Genomic DNA, 23,330 nt, shown 5'->3' on the forward strand with positions numbered 1-23,330 from the left:
TGAGTCGATGCGCGGCATCCTGGAAAAGTACGGCACGGCAATCGCGGGATTGGTCCTGGTGGTTTTCTTCGCGTTGGCAGCCCCGAATTTCGCGGCGCCCAATAATCTTCTGAACATCGCCAAGGAAACCAGCTTCCTGGCCATCATTGCCATCGGCTTCACGCTGGCGCTGGTCACGGCCGAACTGGACCTGTCGGTGGCCGACGTCGCCAGCCTCGCGGCGGTCGTCACGGGCGCCCTGGTACATACCGGCCAGCCGGTGCTCCTGGCCATAGGCGCGGGCCTGGGCGTAGGCCTGCTGTGCGGCCTCGTGAACGGCATCGCCGTCACGCGGCTGCGCGTGCCCTCGCTGATCGCGACGCTGGGCATGGCAGCCATGGCGCGCGGTTTCGCCTTCATGCTGACCGACGGCGTGTCCTATGTGGGCCGCTGGCCCGCCGCCTTCACCGACCTGGCGCGCGGCAAGCCCTTCGGCATTCCTGCCCTGGTGCTGTGGATGCTGGGCGCCGTGCTGCTGGCGTTCTTCCTGGTGAAATGGACCCGCACCGGGGCCCGCATGACCGCCACCGGCGAGGCCGGCGAATCCGCGCGGCTGGCCGGCATCAACATACGTGCCATGAAAAGCATAGGCCTGGCGCTTTCCGGCCTGTGCGCGGGGCTGGCGGCCGTGCTGCTCACGTCCAGCCTGTCTTCGGCCGCGCCGAATATGGCCGGCGACTACTTCCTGTACGCCATCGCCGCGGTGCTGCTGGGCATGACCATGTTCAACCCCGGCCATGCCAACATACCCGGCACGCTGGTCGCCGCGCTGATCCTCAAGGTGCTGGGCAACGGCCTGGTCCTCATGGGTGCGCCGTATTACGTGCAGGACATCGTTTTGGGCTTCATCATCATCGCGTCCGTCGCGGTGTCATCGGCCGTGCTGAAGAAAGCGGCCTTCAAATTCTGATCGGAAGGGGAAGAGAACCATGCGTAAATCCTTGATGCGCAATCTGCTGTTGGCCGTGTTTTCGGTGCCGGCCCTGGCCATGGGCGCGGCGGCGCACGCCTTCGACGTGGGCATCGTCGCGTTCCAGATGTCTTCGGAAACCCACGCGCGCGTCGCCAACGCCGCTGCCGAAGCCGCCCGCTCCAAGGGCTGGACCGTAACCCAGCTGAACGCCGAAGGCTCGCTGCCCAAGCTGGCCGAACAGCTGGACACCCTGGTCAACAAGAAGGTCGACGCCATCGTCATCGCCATGGGCAAGCCCGTGGAAACCGACGCGCAGCTGCAGGCCGCCAAGGAGAAGGGCATACCCGTCGTCGGCGTGATGTCCGGCGCCAGCCCCCACATGCTGTTCGACGTCGAGGTCAACGAATACGCCACTGGCGCCCAGTCCGTCCTCTATATGCTGGGCAAGATGGGCTACCAGGGCAACATTCTGTCCGCCCGCTTCGACGGCAACTCCGGCACCCGCATCCGCGGCAAGATGCTGGACGCCGTCCTGACCGAGAACACCGCCGTCAAGGACCTGGCCAAGTTCAGCATGGCCCGCACCCAGAGCTGGCGCGACGATGTGCGCAACGGCATGCAGGCGCTGCTGCTGCGCCATCAGGGCCAGTTCAAGGGTATCTGGGCCTCGTTCGACGGCCAGGCCTATGTCATCGACGATCTGTTGCAGGCCCAGGGCATGAAAAAGGGCGACATCACGCTCGTGTCCGTCGACGGCAGCCCGGAGACCTACCGCCGCATCGCCGATCCCAACAGTCTCATCACCGCGACCATGATGATTCCCTTCGAGCAGATGGGCACCAAGGCCATCTACGCCATCGACCGGATCGTCGTAAAGAAGGAACCCAGGGAAAGCATCGCCGCCGGGCCCTACCTCTTCATGGACTCCGTCCTGGTCGACGCCAGCAATGTCCAGAAATTCCTGCAAACCGCCAAGTAAGAGCCAAGAGCCATGACCGCCGCGTTGTCGCTACGCCAGATCAAGAAGTCGTATGGCGCCGTCGAAGCCCTGAAGGGCGTGGACCTGGACGTGCCCCAGGGCAAGGTCATGGCCATCTGCGGAGACAACGGCGCGGGCAAGTCCACGCTCATCCGCATCATCTCAGGCGCGCAGGAACCCAGCGCCGGCGCGATGAGCCTGAACGGGCAGCAGATCGCGTTCGGATCGCCCCACGACGCCCTGGTGCAAGGCATCGCCACCATCTACCAGGATCTGGCGCTGGCTCCGCGCTTGTCGATCTGGGAAAACATCTTCATGGGCGCCGAACTGGTGCGGCGCGTGGGGCCGCTCAGCATCCTGGATAAACGCCGCATGGCGGAGGATGCGCGCGGCTACCTGCAACGCCTGTCCGTGCCCATCGATGACATGGACCGGCCCGTGGAGCGCATGTCCGGCGGCCAGCGCCAGGCCGTCGCCATCGCCCGCGCCCTGCGCTGGGACGCCCGCGTCGTCATCATGGATGAACCCACCGCCGCGCTGGGCGTCAAGGAAACGGCGCTGGTGCTGAACCTGGTGCGCAAGCTGCGCGAAGAGGGCCGCACTGTGATCCTCATCAGTCACAACATGGCCGACGTGGTGGCGCTGGCGGACAGGGTGGCGATCCTGAAGAGCGGAACCAAGGTCATCGAGCGCGACGTGGCCGGGCTGGATGCGGACGCGTTGGCGCATATGGTGATGACGGGCAAAGAGTAAGGCCGCGCTTGGCCCCAGCGGCCATGCGAATGAAAAAGGCCGCCGCCAGCGATAGACCGGGCGGCGGCCTTTTTTTCATGTGGCGGCAGAGTCAGACCGGCGCTTCATCCGCGTTATAGCTGAACAGCCATTCATAGCGTTCACGCACGCGCGTTTCGTTCCACTCGCGGTCCACGTAGTCGGCGGCGCCTTGCGCGTGTGCCAGTGCCGGATTATGGAAGCGCCGAGCGTTCTCGGCCGAGCCGCGCACCACGCGCGATGCCCGTTCCACGCGCGCCGCTTCGTAGCGTTTGAATGCCTGGGGAACATCGTCCGGCTGCGCCTCCAATGCGCGCGCCAGTACATAGCCGTCCTCGATTGCCATTGCCGCGCCCGAGGCCAGCATGGGCAGCGTCGGATGGCAGGCGTCTCCCAGCAGGGTCACGCGGCCCTGCGACCACTCAGGCAGCGGTTCGCGCAGCATCAACGCCCATTTGTAGGGTTCGTCCAGCGCCTGGATCAGTGTCTGCACATCCTCATGCCAGCCCGCGAAATCCCGCGCGCATTCCGCTACGCTACCGCGCTCGGTCCAGGACTCCACCTGCCAATCGTCGCGCTCCAGGATGCCCACGAAGTTCACCAGTTTTCCCTGCCGCAGCGGATAGTGGATGACGTGGGCGCCCGGGCCTACCCAGTTGCAGGCATAGGGCTCGCGCAGATGCGCGGGCAACTTTTCGGCCGGGATCACGCCGCGCCAGGCGACGGTGCCAGAAAACGCCGCGGCGTCCGCGCCGAACAGCGCGGCGCGCACGCGCGAGTGCACGCCGTCGGCGCCGATGAGCGCCGCGCCTTCGATTTTTTCGCCCGACTCCAGTACGGCGGTGACGCCTGTGTCGTCCTGCGTGAACCTGGTGACCTTGGCGCCCAGCGTGATGGCTCGCGGGTCATTGGCCTGCACCGCCTGCGCCAGAATCCGGTGCAGGTCGGCGCGATAGATCGTCAGGTACGGATAACCATAGCGGGCCACCGATTCCGCACCCAGGTCGAACAGTGGCCAGGTTCGTCCGCTGGACCACAAGCGGATACGCTTTCCGGCCGTCGGGCGTGCGACCTCCGTCAGGGCGTGTTCCAGACCCAGTTGATACAGCACGCGGTTGGCGTTGGCGCTAAGTTGGATGCCCGCGCCGACTTCGCGCAGCTCCTGTGCCTGCTCCAGCACGCGCACGCGCAAGCCGCGCCGCTGCAGGGCCAGCGCGGCGGTCAGGCCGCCCAGGCCCGCGCCGGCGATGAGATATAGGGGGGAGGCGTTGTGAGACATATGTTGCGGGGGTGTGGGTTAGTCAGGCTTGATGCCGGCTTGCTTGACGACCTGGGTCCATTTGTCCAGGTCCGTGCGGATCGATTGCGCGAATTGCTCCGGCGTATCGCCCACAGGCTCCAGGCCCAGGTCGGCCAGCTGGCGCTTGACCTCGGGATCGCGCGCTGCGGCGGCCAGCGCCTTGGTCAGGCGCTCGATGACGGGCTGCGGCGTGTGGGCGGGCGCCATGAGACCGAACCAGGAATAGGCTTCGAAAGGTTTGCCCAGCACTTCAGCCACGGTGGGAACGTTGGGCAGTTGCGGGTAGCGCTGCGCGCCGGTAACGGCATAGGCGCGTAGCTTCTGCGCCGCGATCTGCGGATACAGCAGAGTCACCGTGTCGAACAACAGATCAACTTGGCCGCCCAGCACGTCGCTGAGCGCCGGCGCGCCGCCGCGGTAAGGAATGTGCAGAATGTCCACGTTCGCGCTGCGATCGAACAGTTCGGCCGTGAGATGGCCGACCGAACCCGTGCCGGCCGAGGCCACCGTCAGCGGCTGGCGCCGAGCAAGGTCGAGCAGCGCCTTGAGGTCAGCACTGGGCAGGGCGGGGCGGCTCACCAGGATTAGCGGGCCGCGCACCGCCATGCCGATAGGGGTGAAGGAGGCGATGGGGTCATAGTCCAGCTTGGGATAGAGCGCGGGCGCCACCACCATGCTGCTGGTGCCGCCCCATAGCAGCGTGTAGCCGTCAGGCTGCTCGCGCGTTACCGACGTGGTGCCCACCGAGCCGCCCGCGCCTGCACGGTTCTCCACGATGACCGGCTGGCCCAGCTGTTCTGCCATGGTCTTGCTGAAGAGGCGCGCGCTCGTGTCGGTCGGGCCACCGGGCGGAAATGGCACCACTAGCCGGATCGGCTTCTCGGGGAAGTCCGCAGCCTGGACGGCGGGCGCCGGCGCAAGGGCCGCGCACGCGATGGCGAATGCCGAGGCAATTCGCAGGGGGAATCGGAACATGCTTGTCTCCTGTAGGCGCATTTGCGCTTTTGTTCTGGGCCCATCCGGACGGAAGGCAGCGCATTTCGCAATTGCAACGCAAACGGATAAACAAGTAAAACTGCGTTATCTTGTCTATTAACAAAGAAGTTTTATTAATTATCTGGTAGTCCACGCGTGAATTTCTCCCTGCGCCAACTGCGCGGCTTCCTTGCCGTAGCCGAACATGCCAGCTTCACCAAGGCCGCGGCCCAACTGCACCTGACGCAGGCCGGCCTGAGCGCCATGGTGCGCGAATTCGAACAGAGCATAGGCAGTCGCCTGTTCGAACGCAGCACCCGCGCCGTGTTGCTCACCGATGCGGGACGAACGCTCCTGCCCGTCGCCCAGCGCATGGTCGATGAACTGGGCGGCACGCTGCGTCAACTGGCCGCCGCTAGTACGCCGCAGGCGCGCGTGCTGCGCGTGGGCGTCACCCCGCTCATCGCCAGCAGCATCCTGCCGCAGGTGCTGCGCGCCTGCTCGGCAGCACAGCCGGAATGGCGTGTCGAAGTGGCCGACATGGACCGCAGCCTGATCCAACAGGGTGTCGAAGACGGAACCCTGGACGCCGGTTTCGGCGCCTTCTTCCAGAAGGCGGCTGGCCTGCGCCGCCGCGGGTTGTTCCCCGCCGAACTGGTGCTGGCGCAATCGGCCGAACATGCCGCCCGGACCCGCCGCGCTCCCTTGCCCTGGCAGCGGCTCGATCCCGCCAGTCTCATCGTGCTGCCTTCCAGCAACCCCATCCAGCAACTGATAGACCGGCACGTTCCTCGCATGCCCGTTGTCGCGAACCTCCCGCCGCGCCGCGTCTACAGCCACCTGGAAACTATCCTGGCCATGGTCGAGTCCGGGCTGGGCCAAGCCGTCGTACCCTCGTTTGCCGCCTTGACCGGCACGCGCTGGCGCGTGCAGCTCCGGGCCCTTACGCCCCGCGTCGCGCTGGACTACGCCATCGTCACCCGCAGTGGCCGCCGTGACAGCGCCGGATTGACCGCGTTCGTGGACTGCCTGAGAGCGGCGGCCCAGATGCGCGAGCCATAAAGAAAGCCGCCGCCAGTTGCCTGGCGGCGGCTTTCTTTGAGACTGCTGCTGGACTTAGTCCTTGCGGCTGGTCACTTCAACCAGGTGGTAGCCGAACTGGGTCTTCACCGGACCCTGGACCTCGCCGACCGGGGCGCTGAACACCACGGTGTCGAATTCCTTGACCATCTGGCCCGGACCGAACGTACCCAGGTTGCCGCCGTCGCGCGAGGACGGGCAGCTGGAGTTTTCCTTGGCCAGCTGAGCGAAGTCGGCGCCGTTCTCGATGGCGGTCTTCAGTTCGTTGGCCTTGGCTTCGGTGGAGACGAGGATGTGGCGGGCGGAGGCTTGTGCCATTTGGGGCTCCTTGCGGACTTGAATTGGGGAGGGGGAGAGTAACGCATTCAGCGGACTGGCGCTGGCTAGGCTAGGGTAACTCGCGGATGATGAACCACTGACGACTGTTGTGTATCCCTTCAATACAAGACGTCCGGGGGCCAGTGTTCCGGAAATTTTGTCACATATCGATCGGCCACTTTGGCCTATGAATATGCTTATACGGCAGGTTCCTCTGGTCCAGCGTCGCCGACCCCGGCGCATCCGCAAAGATCACATGCCGCGCTACTTTCGAGAACGACGCCTGGAAATGCTGCGCCGACTTCACCACGATCAGCGCTTTCTCCTCCAGCCGGCACCCCAACTGCGTGAACACATCGATATCCATGGCCTGGGCCCGCACCGTGATCAGCACGATCTCGATACCATCTGCTTCGACCAGCGCGGAGTTCCCCACGACAGCCGGCGATCCGGACAACCCCGTCATGACCATGTCCGGCACCAGCGCCTTGACCGTACACATCAAGTCCAGCGGTTCCCCTGACAGGGGGCTGATCTTGCCCCCGATGCGCAAGGGCAAGCGCGCGCCGACGCCAGCGCTGAAAGCGATGCGGACGGCGATGGGATCCCACATGGGGCCTATCGCCGCATTGCGCACGCCCCGTTCCAGCAGGCGCCGCAGCAGGAAGGTGGAGTCGCCCGCACCCCCGCCGCCGGGATTGTCAGCGGCATCGGCAATGACGACAGGCGTTGCGCCATATGCCAGAGCCTGGTCGATGGCTTCGTCCGGTTTGGGGTAGACGGGCATCAACACTTCGCGCATGCCTATGAGCTCGTCAGCCAGGCGCCGCGCAAGCTGCTGGGCGGCCTGGGCGTTGCCGTCGGCATAGACCAGCAGCTTGGTCCCCATGTCGGGCACGTCGCCCCAGGCGAAGCTGTGCACCACGGAAATGGAGAGTATGCCGTTGCTGCCTTCCAGCGCGCTGATGCGGTCGATATAGCTGCGCGCCGGTTCCTGTGGCGTGCGGATGGTGACGACCATCTCGCAGTCGGCCACGGCGGCAACCGGGGCGATGCGCCGATCGACGATTGCCGCGCAGAAGTCCACCAGTTCCAGCGCGCGTTCGCGGATGTCGGTGTGGGGATATTCCTTGTAGGCGACCAGCATGTCGGCGTTGGCGACCATGGCGTCCGACAGATGGCAATGCGGATCCAGCTCCGCGCCGACGACGACCTCGGGACCGACGATGCCGCGGACGCGCGCCAGCAGATCGCCTTCGCAGTCTTCGTAGCCGTCGGCCACCATGGCTCCATGCAGGCCCAGCACCACCATGTCGACGGGCAAGGCCTGTCGCAGGTCGCGCAGCAGTTCATCGCGCAAAGTCTCGTAGGCATGGCGCGTAGTAATGCCGCCGGGTTGGGCGCCGGCGGCCATGCCTTCGATCACGGTCCAGCCGTGTTGCGCGCCGCGCTGGCGCGCTGCCCACAGAGGTCCGCTGAAGATGGTCATCTCGGGAGGATGGGTGCCTGCGGGGTAGTAGCCCCGGTCGGCAAAATCATCCAGCGAGGTGGGCAGCGGAGCGAACGTATTGGTCTCCGTGGACAGCGAACCGGTGAAAACGCGCATGGTACGAGTGCTTAGTCCGCGGTGGCGCCAGAGGCCTTGACGACGTCGGCGTACTTGGCGATTTCGGAAGCGACGTGCTGGCGCAGTTCTTCCGTCGTGCCGCCGCCGGGCGTGGCGACCATGCCGGCGAGCTTCTCCTGGATTTCCTTCTCTGCCAGGATCGCGTTGACTTCCTTGTTCAGCTTTTCCACGATGCCGGCGGGCGTGCCGGCAGGCGTGAACAGCGCGTACCAGGACGTCATCTCGTAACCCTTGACGGTGGCGTCGATGGTGGGGATCTCGGGCGCAAAGGGCTGGACGGTAGCGCTGGTGACGCCCAGTGCGCGCAGCTTGCCGCCCTGGATGAGCTGCATGACCGAAGGCGCGGTGTCGAACATCACCTGGATGCGGCCGGCCATCAGGTCGGTGAGGGCGGGCGCGCTGCCCTTGTACTGCACGTGTTCCATTTCCACGCCCGTCATCATCTTGAACAGTTCAGCCGACAGGCGGGTCGACGAGCCTGCGCCGGACGAGGCGAAGAAAATGTTCTTGGGGTTGGCCTTGGCGTAGGTGATGAACTCCTGCACCGTCTTGGCCGGCACGGTGTTGTTCACCACCATGATGTTGGGAAAGCGCGTCAGCAGCGCCACCGGCGCGAAGTCCTTCTGGAAGTCGAAGGACAGTTCCTTGTACAGCGACACGTTGATGGTGCTGGCGTTCGAGCCCAGCAGGATGGTGTAGCCGTCGTTGGGCGAGCGCGCCACGGTCGCGGCGGCGATGTTGCTGGCGGCGCCGGGACGGTTCTCGACCACGAAGGTCTGGCCCAGCTTGTCCGACAGGCGGCCGGCGATCAGCCGCGCCACGGCGTCGGACGAGCCGCCCGGCGCGTAGCCGACCACGACCTTGACGGGCTTGCTCGGGTAGGCAGCTTCCGGCGAGGCGAAAGCGGCCTGTTGACTGAATACGCTCAGGGTTGCGGCAGCGAGGATCGAAGCGAAGAGTTTCATGCTTAAAGGCTCGAAATGGGCGTTACCTCGCATTGCCGCCGCCGCTGGCTTCCAGCTTGCGGCTCGCAACCGAGCGGATTTGAAAGTACGCGCATTATTCGCAATCGCAGGCCTGTAAATCAATGTAAGCTGCGAGGGAGTTTGTTGCCAAAAAGGCAACGATTTAGAGAAATCGTAGAAAAAGGGGACAAGCATGGACGGGGGGCTGAGCGCGCGGCGCCTGCAATACTTCTTCGAGGCGGTGACGACCGGATCGGTGCGCGGCGCCGCCGAGCGCCTGGGGGTGGAGCCTTCCATCGTCAGCCGTCAGATCCAGTTGCTGGAGACGGAGCTGGGCGTGGCGCTGCTGGAGCGCAAGGGCCGGGGCATCGTGCCCACCGACATGGCCTCGATTGTGATGGACCACTGCCGCGACCGGCAGGCCAGCGAGCAGGCCTTGCGGGCCCGGCTGGACGAGGTCAATGGTTTGCAACGCGGCGATATCCAGATCGTCACCAGCGAGGGCTTCGTCGATATCCTGATGAGCGGCGTGGTGGATGAATTCTGCCGGCGGCATCCTGGCGTGCGGGTTTCGCTGAAAGTGGCCGGCGCTTCCGACGCGGTGCGCGCCGTGGTGCACGACGACGCCCATATTGGCGTGGTGTTCGGCGCGCCGGCGGACCCCGGCATACGCGTGGTTCACACGCGCAACCATCCGCTGTGCGTGATCGCGTGGCCGGATCATCCGCTGGCGCGGCAGCGCAAGCGGCCGACGCTGAAGGACGTGGCGCGCTATCCGATTGCGCTGATGGGGCCGGGCTTCGGCTTGCGCCAGCTGATCGAGATGGCGGAACTATCGGAGAACATCGTGCTGTCGCCCAGCTTCATCGCCAACTCGGTGGTGACGCTCAAGCGCTATGTGGAAAGCCGCCTGGGGCTGACCTTCACGTCGGCGAACTCGGTGGTGAAGGAGGTGGCTCGGGGTGAGTTGGTGGCGCTGCGCACCACCAATCCCATCTTCGAGGCGGCGCAGACGCGGCTGATCGTGCGGGCGAATCGGCCGTTGACCAGCGCGGCTAGAGGCATGCTGGAAAGAATCCAGGCATCGCCGCTGTTCCACGGCGCGAAGCCGTAGCGGGCGATGCCTGGCGTGGTCCTGCTGTGACTTTAACGCACCGGCCAGCCGTACATCAGCCCGCCATCGCGGTACGAAGCGTTCAGGCCGCGCGGCAGCTTCAGCGGGCTGCTGGGGCCGAGGTTCTTCTCAAAGCTTTCGCCGTAGTTGCCGATGTTCTTGATGATGTTGTAGGCCCACTTGTCGTCCACGCCCAGGTTCTTGCCCATGCCCGGCGTCACGCCCAGGAGGCGCTGCACGTTGGGGTTGGTGCTCTTGAGCATTTCGTCGACGTTCTTGGACGTGATGCCGTATTCCTCGGCTTCCAGCATGGCGAACATGGTCCAGCGCACGACGTTGAACCATTGTTCGTCGCCTTGGCGGACCATGGGGCCCAGCGGTTCCTTGGAGAAGTTCTCCGGCAGGATGTCGTACTTTTCCGGGTTCTCCAGGTTGCTGCGCGCCGCGGCCAGCTGCGACTTGTCGCCGGTGAAGGCGTCGCAACGGCCCACTGCGAAAGCGCGGATGATCTCGTCCAGGCGCTCGACGACCACGGGCTTGAAGACGATGTTCTGCGAGCGGAACCAGTCGGCCAGGTTCAGTTCGGTGGTGGTGCCGGGCTGCACGCAGACCGTGGCGCCGTCCAGCTCCTTGGCGCTTTTCACGTTCAGGGACTTGTTCACCATGATGCCCTGGCTGTCGTAGTAGTTCACGCCCACGCCGATCAGGCCCAGCGTGGTGTCGCGGGTCAGCGAGAGCGTGGTGTTGCGGGGCAGCACGTCGACTTCGCCGGACTGCAGGGCGGTGAAGCGTTGCAGCGCGCTGACCGCCATGATCTTGGCCTTGGAGGCGTCGCCGAACATGGTGATGGCCAGTGCGCGGCACAGGTCCACGTCCAGGCCGATCCAGCCGCCCTTGCTGTTGTTCACCGAGAAGCCGGCGACGCCGGTGGACACGCCGCATTGGACGAAGCCCTTGTTCTTGACCGCCTCGAAAGTCGCGCCGGCGTGGGCGGTCAAGGACGAAATGAGTAAGGCGGTGCCTGCCGCGGCCAGTTTGAGTGCTTTCATGGGTGTCTCCGCGCCATCCGGCGCATTTGTAGCGATCAGCCGAAGGCTGAGGTGCGGCGAATGGTAGCCAGCGGGCCGGAGCGGGAGTATCAGGGAATTCCCGTTAAATCCATGAGGCGGAATTTACGCGTCGCGAGCCGCCGGGAATAGCGCGGCATGCACGGCTTCAGGAGTGAAAGGCGCTTCGTAGAAGCGCAGCCCCGTCGCGTCGAATAGCGCATTGGCAATCGCCGCGGGGCCGGGAACCGACGCGGATTCGCCGGCGCCCATGGGCGGCTCGTCCTGGCGCGGCATCAACAGCACGTCGATGGCAGGCAGGTTCTTGAAGCCGATGATGGGGTATCCGCCCCATTCCCGGCAGGCCACGCCGGCGTCGTCGAAAACGACCTTCTCCAACAGGCTGCGGCTTAGCGTCTGATTGACGTTGCCATGGATCTGGTGGCGGACGCCGTCGGGATTGACGACCATGCCGGTATCCTGGCCGACGACGATGCGCTCGACCTCGATGCGCCCGCTTGCCGGATCCACGCTCAGGTCGATGACCCATGCGGCCCAGGCGGCGCCGAAACCGGGGAACTTGCTATGCACGTAGCGCGCATAGGCGACGCCCCGGCCATGCAAGCGGCCATCGGCGCCGGGGCGGCCCCGGCTGCCTGGCGTCATCGGGCGCCACTGCGCGCGGGCGGCCGTGGCTTGCAGCAACGCGATGGCGCGCGGATCCTCCAGATGGCGCAGTCGGTACTCGACAGGATCAGCGCCGGCCGCGTGCGCCAGTTCGTCGATCATGCACTCATGGGCAAAGGAGTTGGGCAGGGCCGACACCCCGCGCAACCACGATGCGCGTACCAGCGGCGCCATGTCGTGGCAGACGATGCGCCGGTTGGGATAGCGATAGGGCGGCGCGGCCGTGCGGTCGCCCATTTCGAGCGTGCGAGGTTCGGCGGGAATGGCGCCAGTCAGCAGCAGGGCCAGCAATGGCGCGTCGTTGGAGGGGTAGCGGACGCCGAAGTCATAGGCCAGCAGTTCGCCGTCGGCATCGATCGCGGCGCTCACGTCCATCAATTGGCCTGTGCCCTTGGGTTCCCACTGATGTTCCTGTTCGCGCGCGAGCTGTACGCGGACCGGGGCGCCGACGGCGATCGACAGCAGCGCTGCGTCGGCGCAGACGTCGTCCGCGCAGTTGCGGCCATAGCAGCCCGCGGCCTCCAGGCGGATCAGGTCTATCCGATCCTCGCCCAGCTTGAGCAAGCGGTTCAAGTCGGCGCGCAGCATGTGGGGATTCTGCGTGCCGGTCCAGACCGTCAGGCGGCCGCCGCTGAAGTCGGCGACAGCGCAAGACGGGCCGATGGAGGCATGCATTTGATAGGGCCAGACGTAGCTGCGGCGCAGATGCGTGGCGGCGCGGGCGCAGGCCGTATCGATGTCGCCTTCCTCGATCAGCGGCCGGGCGGTCGATGGATTGGCGCGGATGGCTTGCTCGAGATCATCCAGGCGCGGCGCGGGCGGAACAGGCTTCCAGCGTACTTTCAGCGCACGCATGGCGGCGATCGCCTGTTCCTCGCGATCCGCGACCACGCCGATGAAATCACCCTGCGCCACCACCTGCACGTTGCCCGGCAGGTGGGCGACGGAGTCGCGGTCCAGATCGGCCAGGCAACGGCCGATGAAGCTGCCGGCGTCGCGCCCCGGATGGGGAGGGCGGATCACGCGGCCATGGCGCATGCCGGGCACGCGCACGTCGTGCACGAAGCTGAGTTCGCCGGTGGCCTTGGCGGGAATGTCGACGCGGGCGACGCCCTGTCCCACGATCTTGTATTCGTGGGCGGGCTTGAGGCGGACCTCCTGGTCAGGGGGCGCCAGGAGCAGCCGTATGTGCTGGCCGCGCAGCAGCTGTCCATAGTGCAGCTGCCGCGGGTCGTTGGCGTCGGCGGGCCGGATGACGCCCTCGCGCACCCGCAAGGCATCGCGCGGGATGTCCCATTGCCGAGCCGCGAGCATCAGCAGATGTTCGCGGGCCTGGGCCGCGGCGCGTCGCAGCGGTACCGCCGATATCTGGATGCTGGCGCTGGCGATGGTGGGCCCCTGGTTCGGAGCGGCATTGGTGTGCCCCAGCACCATCTCCAGGCGCGACAAGGGAACCTCGAGTTCTTCCGCGACGATCTGGGCCAGCGAAGTGCGGATGCCGGTGCCCAGGTCCACGTGGCCGTTGAAGGCGAGCACGCGCCAGCCGGCGGACGCGGTGTCCTGGAATGGCTGGCCGCTGTCGCCCAGCAACGCAATGAAGATCTCCGGCGTAGCCTGGACATAGTCCGACGCGACACCGGGCTGGCCGGGCGCGGGGCGCGGCGGGGCCGTGGGTTCGCGCACGACCAGCAAGGCGTCGGTATGGGCGAGCAGCGCGCCAGGCATTTCTTCAGGTTGAGGCAGGTTCATGGGGCTGACAGAGTCCGGGCCGGTGGATGATTATGCCGGCATTACCGGACGCCAAGGGCTGGGCCGCCGTTCATGGCCGCGTGTCGGTTATCGCCTGGTCCATGGGCATGACGGCGGCGTACTTCTGCGCCATGTCGAACAGGTTGGCCTCGTGCGGCCCCAGCGCGCGGTCGCCGCAGCAATCGGACACGACCAGCGGCCGGAACCCCGCCTGCATGGCGTCCACCACGCTGGCCCGCACGCAGCCGCTGGTGACGCAGCCCGCAACCAGCAGGGTCTGAACGCTGCGCTGCGCCAGCCATGGCGCCAGCATGGTGCCGAAGAAGGCGGACGGGGTGCTCTTGCGCACCACATACTCGCCGGCGGCAGGGGCCAGTTCCGGCACGATGGCGCTGTTGTGGCTGTGTTCTTTCAGCGCCAGCATGGCCGGTACCTTCAGGCAGAAGATATTGCTGTCGGCATCGTCGTCCGAGAACACGATGCGGCTGTGCGCTACCGGCCAGCCTTGCGCGCGGGCGTGGGCCAACAGATGGCGCGTCTGCGAGATGGCTTCGGGGATGTTTCCGCCGCCCAGAACGGCCGGGTCGGCGAAGCCGTTGACGAAGTCGATGATCAGCAGCCCATAGGGGGCTTTGAGCGGCAGCGGAGTGCCGAAACCCTGCCGCGCATAAGCGGAGATGTCGCCGGCTGTGTCATCGATGCGGGCGGGTTGCTGGGGCGCGTTCATTTGAGCTCTCCTCGGCGCGCAGCGCGGGCCAGTCCCGGTGCATCCTGCACGACTCCGTTAATTACGACTGGCTGGCCGTCCAGGGCGACGCTGCAGCGGCGCATCGGGATGTCGATGTGGCAGGCGGTAGTACGGCTGCCGCCAGCTTCGTTGTTGGGGCCCATGGACCACAGGAAATTGCCTTCGAAGGCGCGGGCGTCCATGCCGATATGGGCTTCCTTGTTGTAGTGCGCCAGCATGGACCACTGGGCGCGCGGCTGCAGGCCCCAGCCTATGTGGGATACGGCATAGGCCTCGGGATCTTCATACGCGGCCATGTATTCCTTGAGAATGTCGGCCTGCAGCCCGCCATTGATGCGGGTGACGTAGCCATTTTCGACCACGAGCTCGATCGGATCGGTCACGTAATCCTTCATAGGCAGCAGGATGTCTCCGCGATCCAGTACTACGCGGCCTTGGCTATGGCCCTCGTTGGGCCAGGTCAGCACGAAGCCGCTGGGCCAATGATCCCAACGGCCGGGCTGGTCCACGAAACCATATTCGGAAATGGCGGGGAAGTCGCCCAACTGGCAGCGCAGATCGGTGCCGGCCGCCGACGTGATGTGCATCTGGCGCGATGCTTCGATCAGGCGGGCGGCGGCCTGCACGCGGGCGCGGTCCGCCTCGTTCGGCACCAGCCGGCACAGCACTTCGGGCGGCTCGATCGCCAGCAGGATCTTGGTGCCGGTCTGCAGGATCTCGTGTTGTTCGGGGGAGAACAGCAGTGTCATCAGGTCCAGCACCAGGTCGCTGGCGGTCAGTGCCGCGATGGCCGCGGCATTGCCGGTAAGTGGCGTAGCGCCCAGATACGCCAGGGCGTCGCGGCTGATGGACTTGTCGGCGTTGACGGGCGGCAGGTCCAGCCGGGTGACGCGCGCGCCCATGTCGGTGGCTGCGGCGATGGCGCAACGCAGGGTCTGCGGATGCGTGTCGGCGCCGGTAAGCACGGTGACAATCTGGCCGGCTTCCAGCCGGGAGAGGGTGAGCACCTGTTTCCAGGCATGGATCAGATCGGTATCGCTGACGGACATGAGGGTTCCTTGAAGCGGCTGAATGGAGGCGTGCAGGTCCCGTGCGCGGTATCAGTCCACGGCGTGGCCAAGGAAATCGCCGAAGGCGGCGTAGAAGCCGGCTTCGTTGTCCCACGGAATCATGTGGCCGGCGCCCGACACCCGGACGTGCTGCGTCTGCGGCGCCAGGCCTTGCCATTCGGCGACGTCCTCATCGCTCACGACGCCGCCCCGTTCGGCGGTCATCAGCAGCAGGGGCAAGGCGATGCCAGGCAGGTCGGCGTGTATGTCGTCGCGGCCGAAATCCTCGAAGCTCTGGACGATGGCGGGTTCATGGCAGGTGTGCAGCCACTGGGCGCGCAACTGGCGTTGCGGTTCGGTCCAGGTCGGGCAGAACGCCCGCATGTCTTCGGCGGTCATGCCGCGCGTCGCTTGCCGGATGGAGTCCACGTACCACGCCAGGTTGGCGGGGTAGGCGCGGCGGCCCGGGCCCGAGACGGGCGGGTCGACGATGACCAGGCGCGCCAGCCCCTGCGGCTTCTTGCCCGCCGCGCGCACGGCGATGCGGCCGCCCATGGAATGACCGACCAGCGCATAGCGCTCCAGTCCCAGCGCCTGCGCGAACGCCGTCACGTCGGCCGCTTGCGCGTCCAGGCCATAGTCCAGGTCAGGCCTGGACGCCGACAGCCCGCGTCCGCGCACGTCCAGCACATAGGTGTCGAATTGGCGGCCCAGGCGTTCGGCCACGAAGCCCCAGGTGACGGCGGGGCTGGTGATGCCGGGAATGATGATGACCGCGAGGCGTTCGGCGCGTTCGCCCTCAGGGCCGCCATAGCGCAGGTAGTGCTGGCGGATGCCGTTCGCATGGACCTGGCCGCCGTAGAGATAGGTGCTGGAGTTCGTCGTCATGGGGGTGCCTCGAGAATCGGACCTAGGGTTTCCGATAAATTCAAAATAAAGCGTATACGCTCTATTCTTGCAAAGAGTGAGGCCGGTAGCCAACCTGGTTTTAGTAGTGGTTTTCACCTAATAAGGTGAAAAACATACGATATTTTTGATTTCGATTTTCGGAATTGCGAGCGAGTTGAAATTCTTGATATCAAAAAATGAAGTGTGTACTTCATAAATTTTCAACTCCAGCGCCTGGCGGCAGCATCTTCGTAAGCCGGCCGGCAACGCGTTCGCGCAATCACTTGTCCAGTCATTCATCATTCAGCAAGGAGTAGCCCCCGTGTCCAAATCCCCTCGTATCGCCATTGTTGGCGCCGGTCTTGGCGGCGCCGCAACCGCTGCGCTGCTGCTCAAGGAAGGACTGAACGTCCGTGTCTACGAGCAGGCGTCGGGGTTTTCGCGGCTAGGGGCTGGCATCCATGTGGGGCCGAACGTCATGAAGATCCTGCGGCGGATCGGCGTCGAAGATGCGCTGAATGCCCAAGGCTCCCACCCGGACTACTGGTATAGCCGCCATTGGGAGACGGGCGATATCCTGGCGCAGATCCCGCTGGGCGACTACGCCGTCAAGAACTACGGCGCGTCCTATCTCACCGTGCATCGGGGCGACTTCCACGCGCTGCTGATCGATGCCTTGCCGAAAAGCGCCGTCGCCTATGGCAAATCGCTGACCAAGGTCGAGGACCGGGGCGATGTGGTGGTGATGCACTTTGCCGACGGTACGTCCGAAGAGGCCGATATCGTGATTGGCGCCGACGGCGTGAACTCCCGCATCCGCGAAGAGTTGCTGGGGCCGGAACTGCCTAAGTACGCGGGCTATCTGGCGCACCGCGCGGTGTTCCCCACGCCGCCGGTCAAGAACGGCATGCTGCCCTTCGATTCCTGCGTCAAGTGGTGGAGCGACGACCGCCACATGATGGTCTATTTCGTGACAGGAAAGGCCGACGAGCTCTATTACGTGACCGGCGTGCCGGTAGAACACTGGGACTTGAACGACCGCTGGCTGCCCAGCAGCAAGGATGAAATGCGCGAGGCTTTCAACGGCTGGCATCCCACGGTGCAGGCGCTGATCGACGCCACCGTCGAAGTGACCAAATGGTCGTTGCTGGAACGCGATCCGCTGCCGCTGTGGAGCCGCGGGCGCATGGTGCTGTTGGGCGACGCCTGCCATCCGATGAAGCCGCACATGGCGCAGGGCGCAGCCATGGCGATCGAGGACGGCGCAATGCTGGCGCGCTGCTTCCGGGAAGTAGGCGTAGATAAGCATGAACTGGCGTTTGCACTGTATGAGGCGAACCGCGCGGAACGCGCCAGCAAGGTGCAGCGCATTTCGCACGACAACACCTGGCTGCGCACCAATGAAGACCCTTCGTGGTGCTTCGGCTATGACGTGTTCAACGAACCGTTGGTCGAACCCAAGGCGCGAGCCGTGGCGTAAGGGTTTGCGCTGCGTGGGGAAAAATGGACTTGATCCCCGGCCTGCGTAGCGGCAACCTTCCTACCTTTCAAACTCAGCCACGTGCCACGCCCATGGGATCCACCGTCTATCCAAGCAGCGCCCCGCAGCCGATCCGCCTGGTGGTGAATGGATGCGCGCACGATGTGCCGGCTGCGCCCGGCACGGCGCTGCTGCACGTGCTGCGCAATGATCTCGAACTCAATGGCCCGAAGTACGGCTGTGGCCTGGGCGAGTGCGGGGCCTGCACGGTGTTGATAGATGGCGTGGCGGCGCGGTCCTGCGTGATTCCGGTCAAGGCCGCGCTTGGACGTGCGATCACCACGCTGGAGGGCCTGGGTACGCGGCAACGGCCCGGGCCAACCCAGCAAGCCTTCATCGAGTGTCAGGCGGCGCAATGCGGTTACTGCCTGAACGGGATGATCATGACGGTGGAGGCGCTGCTGCGGCGCAATCCCTGCCCCACTGAAGCAGCATTGCGCAGCGAGTTGCACCACAACCTGTGCCGCTGCGGCACCCATGTAGAGATCATGCAGGCGGCCGTGCGCGCCGTGCAATTGCGCACGGCTGGCGTCGCGGACGATCCCGCCCCATGAGCGCGCACGTTTTCGGGGCCCCGCCGGCAAATGGCGGCCTGCCGACGGTTTTGCCCGCCGACGTATTGCATGGCATTGCGCTGCGGCCGCCTGAACTGGCGTGGGACGGCCTGCGCTACCGCGGGAGCCGGCTGCTGAGCGCGAGACTGGCAGAGGCCGGAGCCCTGGCTGGCGTGGTGGCGACGACGCAGCGTGCGCAGTTCATCGGCGTGGTTGCGGTGACCCTGCTGTATGCCCGGCAAGCCGCGGCAGAGTTGGCCCCCGTGTGGCAATCGGCTGATGCGGGCGAGATACCACGCATGTCCACGTCCGGCTCGGAGCAGATCCGTTACGGCTTGCGCCTGCCGTCGGCCGAGCCGCAAGCCGGCGTTCGCGTCACGGCTTGGAGCGTCGATGGGTATGCAGGCGTATGGCTGCCGGCGTGTGCGCCTGGCGTGCAGCATATTCTGCGGCGTGAGCTCGCGGCCTTGCTACAGCTGCCCGAGGCGGCGATACGGCTGAACATTGTTGACGCCAATGGTGCGACCGCAGTCCACCAGAACATGCCGCATCCGCTGGATCTGATGGATGCGGCTGCGGACGCTGCCTTGCTGTCGCAGGCCGTGGGCCGGCCTGTCTGCGTGGCCTGCCGCGCAGAGGCTGCGGACGAACTGGTGTTGCAAGCCCCTCAACCAGCGGTAGCGCCGGAACCTGCCTCGAACCCGCATGCAACGACGCCTGGCGTCGAGAGCACTCGCGATCAGCCCGCGATCCTTTGGGCGGACGCATCCTGGGCCATGCGCCCGAGCCTGGCGCGCTTGTTGAGCCAGCCCGGGCACGCGCGCGCGTCCGCCCAAGCGACGGTGCGCAGCGATTTCGCCGTGCAGGCCGGTACTCGGGCGGCGCTTCCCCTGCGCGCCAGCGTGGACGAATTGAATGCGGCGCAAGTGTTTGCCCAGGAAAGCCTGTGGCATGAGCAGGCTTTGGCCCGCGGCGAGGAACCGCTCGCGTGGCGCCTGCGGCATTTGCCCGAAGGACCGGGGCTGGAACTCGCGCGCCAGGTGGTGGAGCGGGCGGAGCTGTCCAGGGACGACAACGACGCGCCGCGCATCGGCGCGTTGCGCGGCACAGGCTTCGCCACGGCGCAGGTGCAGTGCGAGGACGAGACGGGCGCCGCGCGGACGGTATGGAGCGCCTGGGTGGCCGAGGTCACCGTACAGCCTCTTACCGGTCAGGTCGATGTGACGCGGGTGGTCGCCGGGCATGACAGCCAGCACTTGCGGCAGGCCCAAGGCGCGCCGATACGTGCGGCGATCGAGCATCAGACGCCCCGGCTGCTGGCCAATGCCCGTCGCCTGCTGGCGGGGCCGCCAGTCTTCGATGACTGGCGCAGTCCAGCGCCGGATGCCGAAGACGAACAGCACGGCGCATTGAGCCTATACGAAGGACACGATGGCCTGTCGCGCCGTGATGCAACCGAGGACGGCGTGTTGGTCCAGGGACAATTGGGCATGGATGGCGTGGTTACGCTGCCCGCCGCAGCCGCCATTGCCAACGCCATCCAGGACGCAACGGGCGTGCGCCTGCGGCAGGCGCCTTTCGATTCCGAGCAGTTGCGGCTGGCGCTCGCCAGCCGTCGCCGCGAGCGCATGCGCAATCCGCTGAGGCGCGGCTGGGTCTGGCTGGCGGCAGGCATGGCGGGCGTCGCCGGCATGGCCGCCGCGCTCTGGCCTGTCAAACCGGCGCTGCCGTTGACGGCCGGTCCCGACGTGTCGCTGTATTCGTCACGCGCGATCGAGCGCGGTCGCCTGGTGGCGGCGGCGGGCGATTGCATTGCCTGCCACACCGCGCCGGGCGGCAAGGCCAATGCCGGCGGCCTGGCGCTGGACACGCCATTCGGCACGATCTACACCACCAACATCACGCCCGACAACGAGACAGGCATCGGCCGGTGGTCATACACGGCGTTCGAGCGCGCCATGCGCCAAGGCGTGCATCAGGACGGGCGCCAGCTGTACCCGGCCTTTCCGTACACGGCCTACGCCAAGCTGAGCGACGCCGACATGCAGGCGCTGTACGGCTATCTGATGTCGCAGCCCGCCGTGCGCGCCGAGCCGCCAAAGACGCAGCTGGCCTTCCCCTTCAGTTTCCGTCCCTTGCTGGCAGGCTGGAATGCGTTGTTTCACGACGCCACGCCGTTCACGCCCGATGCGTCGCGCAGCGCGGAGTGGCTGCGGGGAGCCTATCTGGTGCAGGGGGCCGGACACTGCGCGGCATGCCACTCGCCGCGCAACCGCCTGGGGGCGGAAAAGACGGGCGTGCATTACCTGGCTGGCGGCGAGGCCGAGGGCTGGACCGCGCCCGCGCTGAACCAATTGGCCGCGGGCTCGCGGGCCTGGACGGGAGAGGAACTGTTCCAGTATCTGCGCACGGGGTACTCGCCCCGCCACGGTGTGGCGGCGGGTCCGATGGCGCCGGTGATCCAGGGGTTGGCCGAGCTGCCGGACAGCGACGTAAGGGCCATCACCACGTATTTGCTGGATCTGCCGCAAGCGGCGGGCTCTGCCGGGGCCAAAGCTGCTGAGGCCTCGCCGGCTCCCGCGCCGATCGCAGCCACGATCCAATCCCTACAGGGCCGGCGGGCAAACGGCGAACGCGTCTACCAGAACGCATGCGCGGTCTGCCACGAGGCAGGCAGCGGCCCGACGCTGTTTGGCGTGAAACCCCAATTGAACGCGAACACCAATCTGCACGCCGCTACGCCCGACAACCTGATCCAGGTGATTCTCAACGGCATCCAGAATCCGGCCAATGACGAGCTGGGCTACATGCCGGGATTCAAGGACAGCCTTGACGACAGACAGATCGCGGACCTGGTCGGTTATTTGCGGGAACGCCACGCGCCAGGGAAAGACGCCTGGCCAGACACGACGAACATGATTAGCAAGCTGCGCGAGCACGCGGAGCTGAACTAAAGGAAGCGCGGCCACAACGCGTGCGGCAGTTTGTGTTGATCACAACAAGGGGTTTCATCTATGTCAGCTTCATTGGTTTCAGTGGACAAGGCCATTTTGGTGGCCGGCGTCGGCAAGTTCCAGTATCGGCTATTCGTGATTTTTGGCCTGGTCTGGATGGCCGATGCCATGCAGGTGCTGTCGATCGGCTTCAGCGCGCCGTCGATCGCCAAGACCTTTGGCATTACGGTGCCGCAGGCACTGCAAAGCGGCACGTTCTTCTTCATCGGCATGCTGATTGGCGCGTTCGTGTTCGGACGCATGGCCGACCGCATTGGCCGCCGCCCTGTCCTGATGATTGCGGTGATCATCGACGCTTGCGCCGGCGTGGCGTCGGCCTTTGCGCCTGAATTCACCTGGCTGCTGTTCCTGCGCTTCCTGACCGGCATCGGCGTGGGCGGCACGCTACCGGTGGACTACACGATGATGGCCGAGTTCCTGCCCAGCGACCGCCGCGGCCGCTGGCTGGTGCTGCTGGAATCGTTCTGGGCCGTGGGCACCATTCTTCTCGCGCTGCTGGCGCTGGCGGCGACGTCGTGGGGCGACGACGCATGGCGCGTGATCTTCTTCGTGACCGGCCTGCCGGCGCTGGTCGGGGTGGCCTTGCGCTTCTATATCCCCGAATCTCCCATGTACTTGAACCGCAACGGCAAGTCGGACCGGGCGCGCAAGGTGCTGGAAAGGGTGGCGCGGGTCAACCGCCGCGATGTGGACATGCCCCACTTGCAGCCCGAGACGCCGGTGCATAAGTCCATGTTCGCGCTGTTCTCGGGCAACTATCGGCGCCGCAGTATCGGGCTGTTCCTTGCATGGGCGCTGATCTCCATCGCGTACTACGGCGTTTTTGTCTATCTGCCGGTGAAGCTCAGCACTGAAGGCTTCGCATTCATGCGCGGGCAGGAGTTCCTGGTGGTGCTGGCGCTGGTGCAACTGCCCGGCTTCGCGCTGTCCGCCTACGGCGTGGAGCGCTGGGGACGCAAGCCCACGCTGGTCGGATTCCTGTTGCTGAGCGCGGTGGGATGCATGCTGTACAGCCTGGGCACGTCGCCGTTCGTGGTGATCGGATCTACCCTGCTGATGAGTTTCTCGCTGCTGGGAACGTGGGGCGCCTTGTACGCGTTCACGCCGGAGGTGTATCCGACCGACCTGCGTGCCAGCGGCATGGGCATGGCGGGAGCCGTGGCGCGTTTCGGCGGACTTTTCGCGCCGGCCATCATCGCGCCCATCATGGCCAGTCACTTCACGCTGTCCTTGGCCGTGCTGTCCAGCATGCTGGTCGCAGGCGCCATCGCGATCTGGTCGGTCGACGTGGAATCGCGTAACCGCGCGCTGGACTGACCTTCACCTGACGAACGGCGGCGAACAGTCAACCCTGTTCGTCGCCGTTCAGCATTTTCGTCAATAGATAGTTCAGCGCCAGGCGTTCGGCAGGATTCAGGTTGCCGTACGTGCTTTCCGTGATCTGCTTGGCGAACGGCTCCATCTGCTGCACCAGTTCCTGGCCGATGGGCGTCAGGTTGATGACGACTTTGCGGCGGTCGACGGGGTCATGGTCCACCTGGACCAGTTCACGCTGCTTGAGCCTGTCGACCACGCCGCGCACAGTGGCCTGGTCGATGACCGTGGCCTTGACCAGATCGGCCAGCGAGCTCGCGCCCTTGTCCCGCACCGAACACAGCACGACGAACTGCGCCGCGGTGAGTTGGGAATCGGGAATGTACTGCTGGAATAGGGCGGTATGCCGCTGGTACACGCGCCGCAGCAGGTGACCGACTTGATCAGAAAACAAATAGCCATCCGTATTGGACGAGGACTTGCCTTTTATATTGCGCATAAGCCTATCCGAAGCAATGCAATGAGCATCATGATTTTTGTCAACGGCACACGCATTGGACGTGCTGAACGTACGGACTGAGCACGGATTTTACTGTGATGCCGCCGGTTGGGCGTCCTTGCCGCCTCTATCCACATTGCAGCCCGGCGGCGACAATGGCA

The 23,330-nt window shown here is 65.6% G+C and carries 20 protein-coding genes; 9 read left to right on the plus strand and 11 right to left on the minus strand.

What is annotated here, in order from left to right:
• The first annotated feature begins 7 nt into the window (after nucleotides 1-7).
• The 3 genes from HV766_RS02430 to HV766_RS02440 are packed head-to-tail and all read left to right on the plus strand — an operon-like array spanning nucleotide 8 to nucleotide 2,684.
• Nucleotides 8-949 carry an ABC transporter permease gene (locus tag HV766_RS02430; RefSeq protein WP_054458851.1) on the plus strand — a complete coding sequence of 314 codons (942 nt, stop codon included), beginning with the start codon at nucleotides 8-10 and terminating at the stop codon, nucleotides 947-949.
• 19 nt (nucleotides 950-968) lie between these two features.
• The gene (locus HV766_RS02435; protein ID WP_175180475.1) at nucleotides 969-1,931 is read left to right on the plus strand and encodes a sugar ABC transporter substrate-binding protein; all 963 of its coding nucleotides are present in this window, start codon (nucleotides 969-971) and stop codon (nucleotides 1,929-1,931) included.
• 12 nt (nucleotides 1,932-1,943) lie between these two features.
• A complete protein-coding gene (locus tag HV766_RS02440; protein ID WP_175180476.1) occupies nucleotides 1,944-2,684 on the plus strand; it encodes an ATP-binding cassette domain-containing protein in 741 nt (246 codons plus the stop codon).
• 91 nt (nucleotides 2,685-2,775) lie between these two features.
• On the opposite strand, the gene HV766_RS02445 is transcribed toward HV766_RS02440, so the two are convergent.
• On the minus strand, nucleotides 2,776-3,981 hold the full coding sequence (locus tag HV766_RS02445; protein ID WP_054458857.1) for an FAD-dependent monooxygenase: 1,206 nt from the start codon (nucleotides 3,979-3,981) through the stop codon (nucleotides 2,776-2,778).
• An 18-nt stretch (nucleotides 3,982-3,999) separates the two neighbouring features.
• Nucleotides 4,000-4,977: a Bug family tripartite tricarboxylate transporter substrate binding protein gene (locus HV766_RS02450; RefSeq protein ID WP_054458858.1), complete on the minus strand. Its 978-nt coding sequence runs from the start codon at nucleotides 4,975-4,977 to the stop codon at nucleotides 4,000-4,002.
• A 156-nt stretch (nucleotides 4,978-5,133) separates the two neighbouring features.
• Here HV766_RS02450 and HV766_RS02455 point away from each other — a divergent pair, with 156 nt between their 5' ends.
• On the plus strand, nucleotides 5,134-6,039 hold the full coding sequence (locus HV766_RS02455) for a LysR family transcriptional regulator (protein WP_175180477.1): 906 nt from the start codon (nucleotides 5,134-5,136) through the stop codon (nucleotides 6,037-6,039).
• Between the two features lie 54 nt (nucleotides 6,040-6,093).
• Here HV766_RS02455 and HV766_RS02460 read toward each other — a convergent pair whose 3' ends face one another.
• The 3 genes from HV766_RS02460 to HV766_RS02470 form a co-directional block, all read right to left on the minus strand.
• Nucleotides 6,094-6,375 (minus strand): peptidylprolyl isomerase, encoded by a 282-nt coding sequence (locus HV766_RS02460; protein ID WP_006385706.1) that lies wholly within the window; start codon nucleotides 6,373-6,375, stop codon nucleotides 6,094-6,096.
• A gap of 160 nt (nucleotides 6,376-6,535) precedes the next feature.
• Nucleotides 6,536-7,981: a M81 family metallopeptidase gene (locus tag HV766_RS02465; RefSeq protein WP_175180478.1), complete on the minus strand. Its 1,446-nt coding sequence runs from the start codon at nucleotides 7,979-7,981 to the stop codon at nucleotides 6,536-6,538.
• Nucleotides 7,982-7,992: 11 nt separating this feature from the next.
• Nucleotides 7,993-8,967 (minus strand): tripartite tricarboxylate transporter substrate binding protein, encoded by a 975-nt coding sequence (locus tag HV766_RS02470; RefSeq protein WP_054458863.1) that lies wholly within the window; start codon nucleotides 8,965-8,967, stop codon nucleotides 7,993-7,995.
• 193 nt (nucleotides 8,968-9,160) lie between these two features.
• Between HV766_RS02470 and HV766_RS02475 the strand changes: the two genes are divergently transcribed.
• Entirely contained in the window at nucleotides 9,161-10,081 is a 921-nt protein-coding gene (locus HV766_RS02475; protein ID WP_175180479.1) for a LysR family transcriptional regulator, read from the plus strand.
• A 32-nt stretch (nucleotides 10,082-10,113) separates the two neighbouring features.
• On the opposite strand, the gene HV766_RS02480 is transcribed toward HV766_RS02475, so the two are convergent.
• The 5 genes from HV766_RS02480 to HV766_RS02500 form a co-directional block, all read right to left on the minus strand.
• Nucleotides 10,114-11,130: an amino acid ABC transporter substrate-binding protein gene (locus HV766_RS02480; RefSeq protein ID WP_175180480.1), complete on the minus strand. Its 1,017-nt coding sequence runs from the start codon at nucleotides 11,128-11,130 to the stop codon at nucleotides 10,114-10,116.
• Between the two features lie 123 nt (nucleotides 11,131-11,253).
• Entirely contained in the window at nucleotides 11,254-13,563 is a 2,310-nt protein-coding gene (locus HV766_RS02485) for a xanthine dehydrogenase family protein molybdopterin-binding subunit (protein ID WP_175180481.1), read from the minus strand.
• Between the two features lie 70 nt (nucleotides 13,564-13,633).
• Nucleotides 13,634-14,290: an isochorismatase family protein gene (locus HV766_RS02490; RefSeq protein WP_175180482.1), complete on the minus strand. Its 657-nt coding sequence runs from the start codon at nucleotides 14,288-14,290 to the stop codon at nucleotides 13,634-13,636.
• Nucleotides 14,287-15,360, minus strand: a complete 1,074-nt coding sequence (locus HV766_RS02495; RefSeq protein ID WP_054458875.1) for a 2,5-dihydroxypyridine 5,6-dioxygenase NicX family protein — start codon at nucleotides 15,358-15,360, stop codon at nucleotides 14,287-14,289. The genes HV766_RS02490 and HV766_RS02495 overlap by 4 nt, the downstream gene beginning before the upstream one ends.
• Nucleotides 15,361-15,411: 51 nt before the next feature.
• Nucleotides 15,412-16,248, minus strand: coding sequence for an alpha/beta fold hydrolase (locus HV766_RS02500; RefSeq protein WP_175180483.1), 837 nt, complete (start codon nucleotides 16,246-16,248; stop codon nucleotides 15,412-15,414).
• 322 nt (nucleotides 16,249-16,570) lie between these two features.
• Between HV766_RS02500 and HV766_RS02505 the strand changes: the two genes are divergently transcribed.
• The 4 genes from HV766_RS02505 to HV766_RS02520 all read left to right on the plus strand — a co-directional run bounded on the left by HV766_RS02505 (nucleotide 16,571) and on the right by HV766_RS02520 (nucleotide 22,673).
• Entirely contained in the window at nucleotides 16,571-17,728 is a 1,158-nt protein-coding gene (locus HV766_RS02505; protein ID WP_054458878.1) for an FAD-dependent monooxygenase, read from the plus strand.
• Between the two features lie 92 nt (nucleotides 17,729-17,820).
• A complete protein-coding gene (locus HV766_RS02510) occupies nucleotides 17,821-18,342 on the plus strand; it encodes a (2Fe-2S)-binding protein (protein WP_175180484.1) in 522 nt (173 codons plus the stop codon).
• On the plus strand, nucleotides 18,339-21,296 hold the full coding sequence (locus HV766_RS02515; protein ID WP_175180485.1) for a c-type cytochrome: 2,958 nt from the start codon (nucleotides 18,339-18,341) through the stop codon (nucleotides 21,294-21,296). Before HV766_RS02510 ends, HV766_RS02515 begins: the two co-directional genes overlap by 4 nt.
• A gap of 60 nt (nucleotides 21,297-21,356) precedes the next feature.
• Nucleotides 21,357-22,673, plus strand: a complete 1,317-nt coding sequence (locus HV766_RS02520) for an MFS transporter (protein WP_119451707.1) — start codon at nucleotides 21,357-21,359, stop codon at nucleotides 22,671-22,673.
• A gap of 28 nt (nucleotides 22,674-22,701) precedes the next feature.
• On the opposite strand, the gene HV766_RS02525 is transcribed toward HV766_RS02520, so the two are convergent.
• Nucleotides 22,702-23,169, minus strand: a complete 468-nt coding sequence (locus tag HV766_RS02525; protein WP_054458885.1) for a MarR family winged helix-turn-helix transcriptional regulator — start codon at nucleotides 23,167-23,169, stop codon at nucleotides 22,702-22,704.
• Between the last annotated feature and the right edge of the window lie 161 nt (nucleotides 23,170-23,330).

Origin of the sequence: Achromobacter aegrifaciens (assembly GCF_902859735.1) — a bacterium.
GTDB classification, from domain to species: Bacteria; Pseudomonadota; Gammaproteobacteria; order Burkholderiales; family Burkholderiaceae_B; genus Achromobacter; species Achromobacter aegrifaciens.

What these genes read in the sequence shown, in the direction of transcription:
- HV766_RS02430 (WP_054458851.1), top strand. Translation starts at nt 8, where the DNA reads ATGCGCGGCATCCTGGAAAAGTACGGCACGGCAATCGCGGGATTGGTC.
- HV766_RS02435 (WP_175180475.1), top strand. Translation starts at nt 969, where the DNA reads ATGCGTAAATCCTTGATGCGCAATCTGCTGTTGGCCGTGTTTTCGGTG.
- HV766_RS02440 (WP_175180476.1), top strand. Translation starts at nt 1,944, where the DNA reads ATGACCGCCGCGTTGTCGCTACGCCAGATCAAGAAGTCGTATGGCGCC.
- HV766_RS02445 (WP_054458857.1), bottom strand. Translation starts at nt 3,981, where the DNA reads ATGTCTCACAACGCCTCCCCCCTATATCTCATCGCCGGCGCGGGCCTG.
- HV766_RS02450 (WP_054458858.1), bottom strand. Translation starts at nt 4,977, where the DNA reads ATGTTCCGATTCCCCCTGCGAATTGCCTCGGCATTCGCCATCGCGTGC.
- HV766_RS02460 (WP_006385706.1), bottom strand. Translation starts at nt 6,375, where the DNA reads ATGGCACAAGCCTCCGCCCGCCACATCCTCGTCTCCACCGAAGCCAAG.
- HV766_RS02465 (WP_175180478.1), bottom strand. Translation starts at nt 7,981, where the DNA reads ATGCGCGTTTTCACCGGTTCGCTGTCCACGGAGACCAATACGTTCGCT.
- HV766_RS02470 (WP_054458863.1), bottom strand. Translation starts at nt 8,967, where the DNA reads ATGAAACTCTTCGCTTCGATCCTCGCTGCCGCAACCCTGAGCGTATTC.
- HV766_RS02475 (WP_175180479.1), top strand. Translation starts at nt 9,161, where the DNA reads ATGGACGGGGGGCTGAGCGCGCGGCGCCTGCAATACTTCTTCGAGGCG.
- HV766_RS02480 (WP_175180480.1), bottom strand. Translation starts at nt 11,130, where the DNA reads ATGAAAGCACTCAAACTGGCCGCGGCAGGCACCGCCTTACTCATTTCG.
- HV766_RS02485 (WP_175180481.1), bottom strand. Translation starts at nt 13,563, where the DNA reads ATGAACCTGCCTCAACCTGAAGAAATGCCTGGCGCGCTGCTCGCCCAT.
- HV766_RS02490 (WP_175180482.1), bottom strand. Translation starts at nt 14,290, where the DNA reads ATGAACGCGCCCCAGCAACCCGCCCGCATCGATGACACAGCCGGCGAC.
- HV766_RS02495 (WP_054458875.1), bottom strand. Translation starts at nt 15,360, where the DNA reads ATGTCCGTCAGCGATACCGATCTGATCCATGCCTGGAAACAGGTGCTC.
- HV766_RS02500 (WP_175180483.1), bottom strand. Translation starts at nt 16,248, where the DNA reads ATGACGACGAACTCCAGCACCTATCTCTACGGCGGCCAGGTCCATGCG.
- HV766_RS02510 (WP_175180484.1), top strand. Translation starts at nt 17,821, where the DNA reads ATGGGATCCACCGTCTATCCAAGCAGCGCCCCGCAGCCGATCCGCCTG.
- HV766_RS02515 (WP_175180485.1), top strand. Translation starts at nt 18,339, where the DNA reads ATGAGCGCGCACGTTTTCGGGGCCCCGCCGGCAAATGGCGGCCTGCCG.
- HV766_RS02520 (WP_119451707.1), top strand. Translation starts at nt 21,357, where the DNA reads ATGTCAGCTTCATTGGTTTCAGTGGACAAGGCCATTTTGGTGGCCGGC.
- HV766_RS02525 (WP_054458885.1), bottom strand. Translation starts at nt 23,169, where the DNA reads ATGCGCAATATAAAAGGCAAGTCCTCGTCCAATACGGATGGCTATTTG.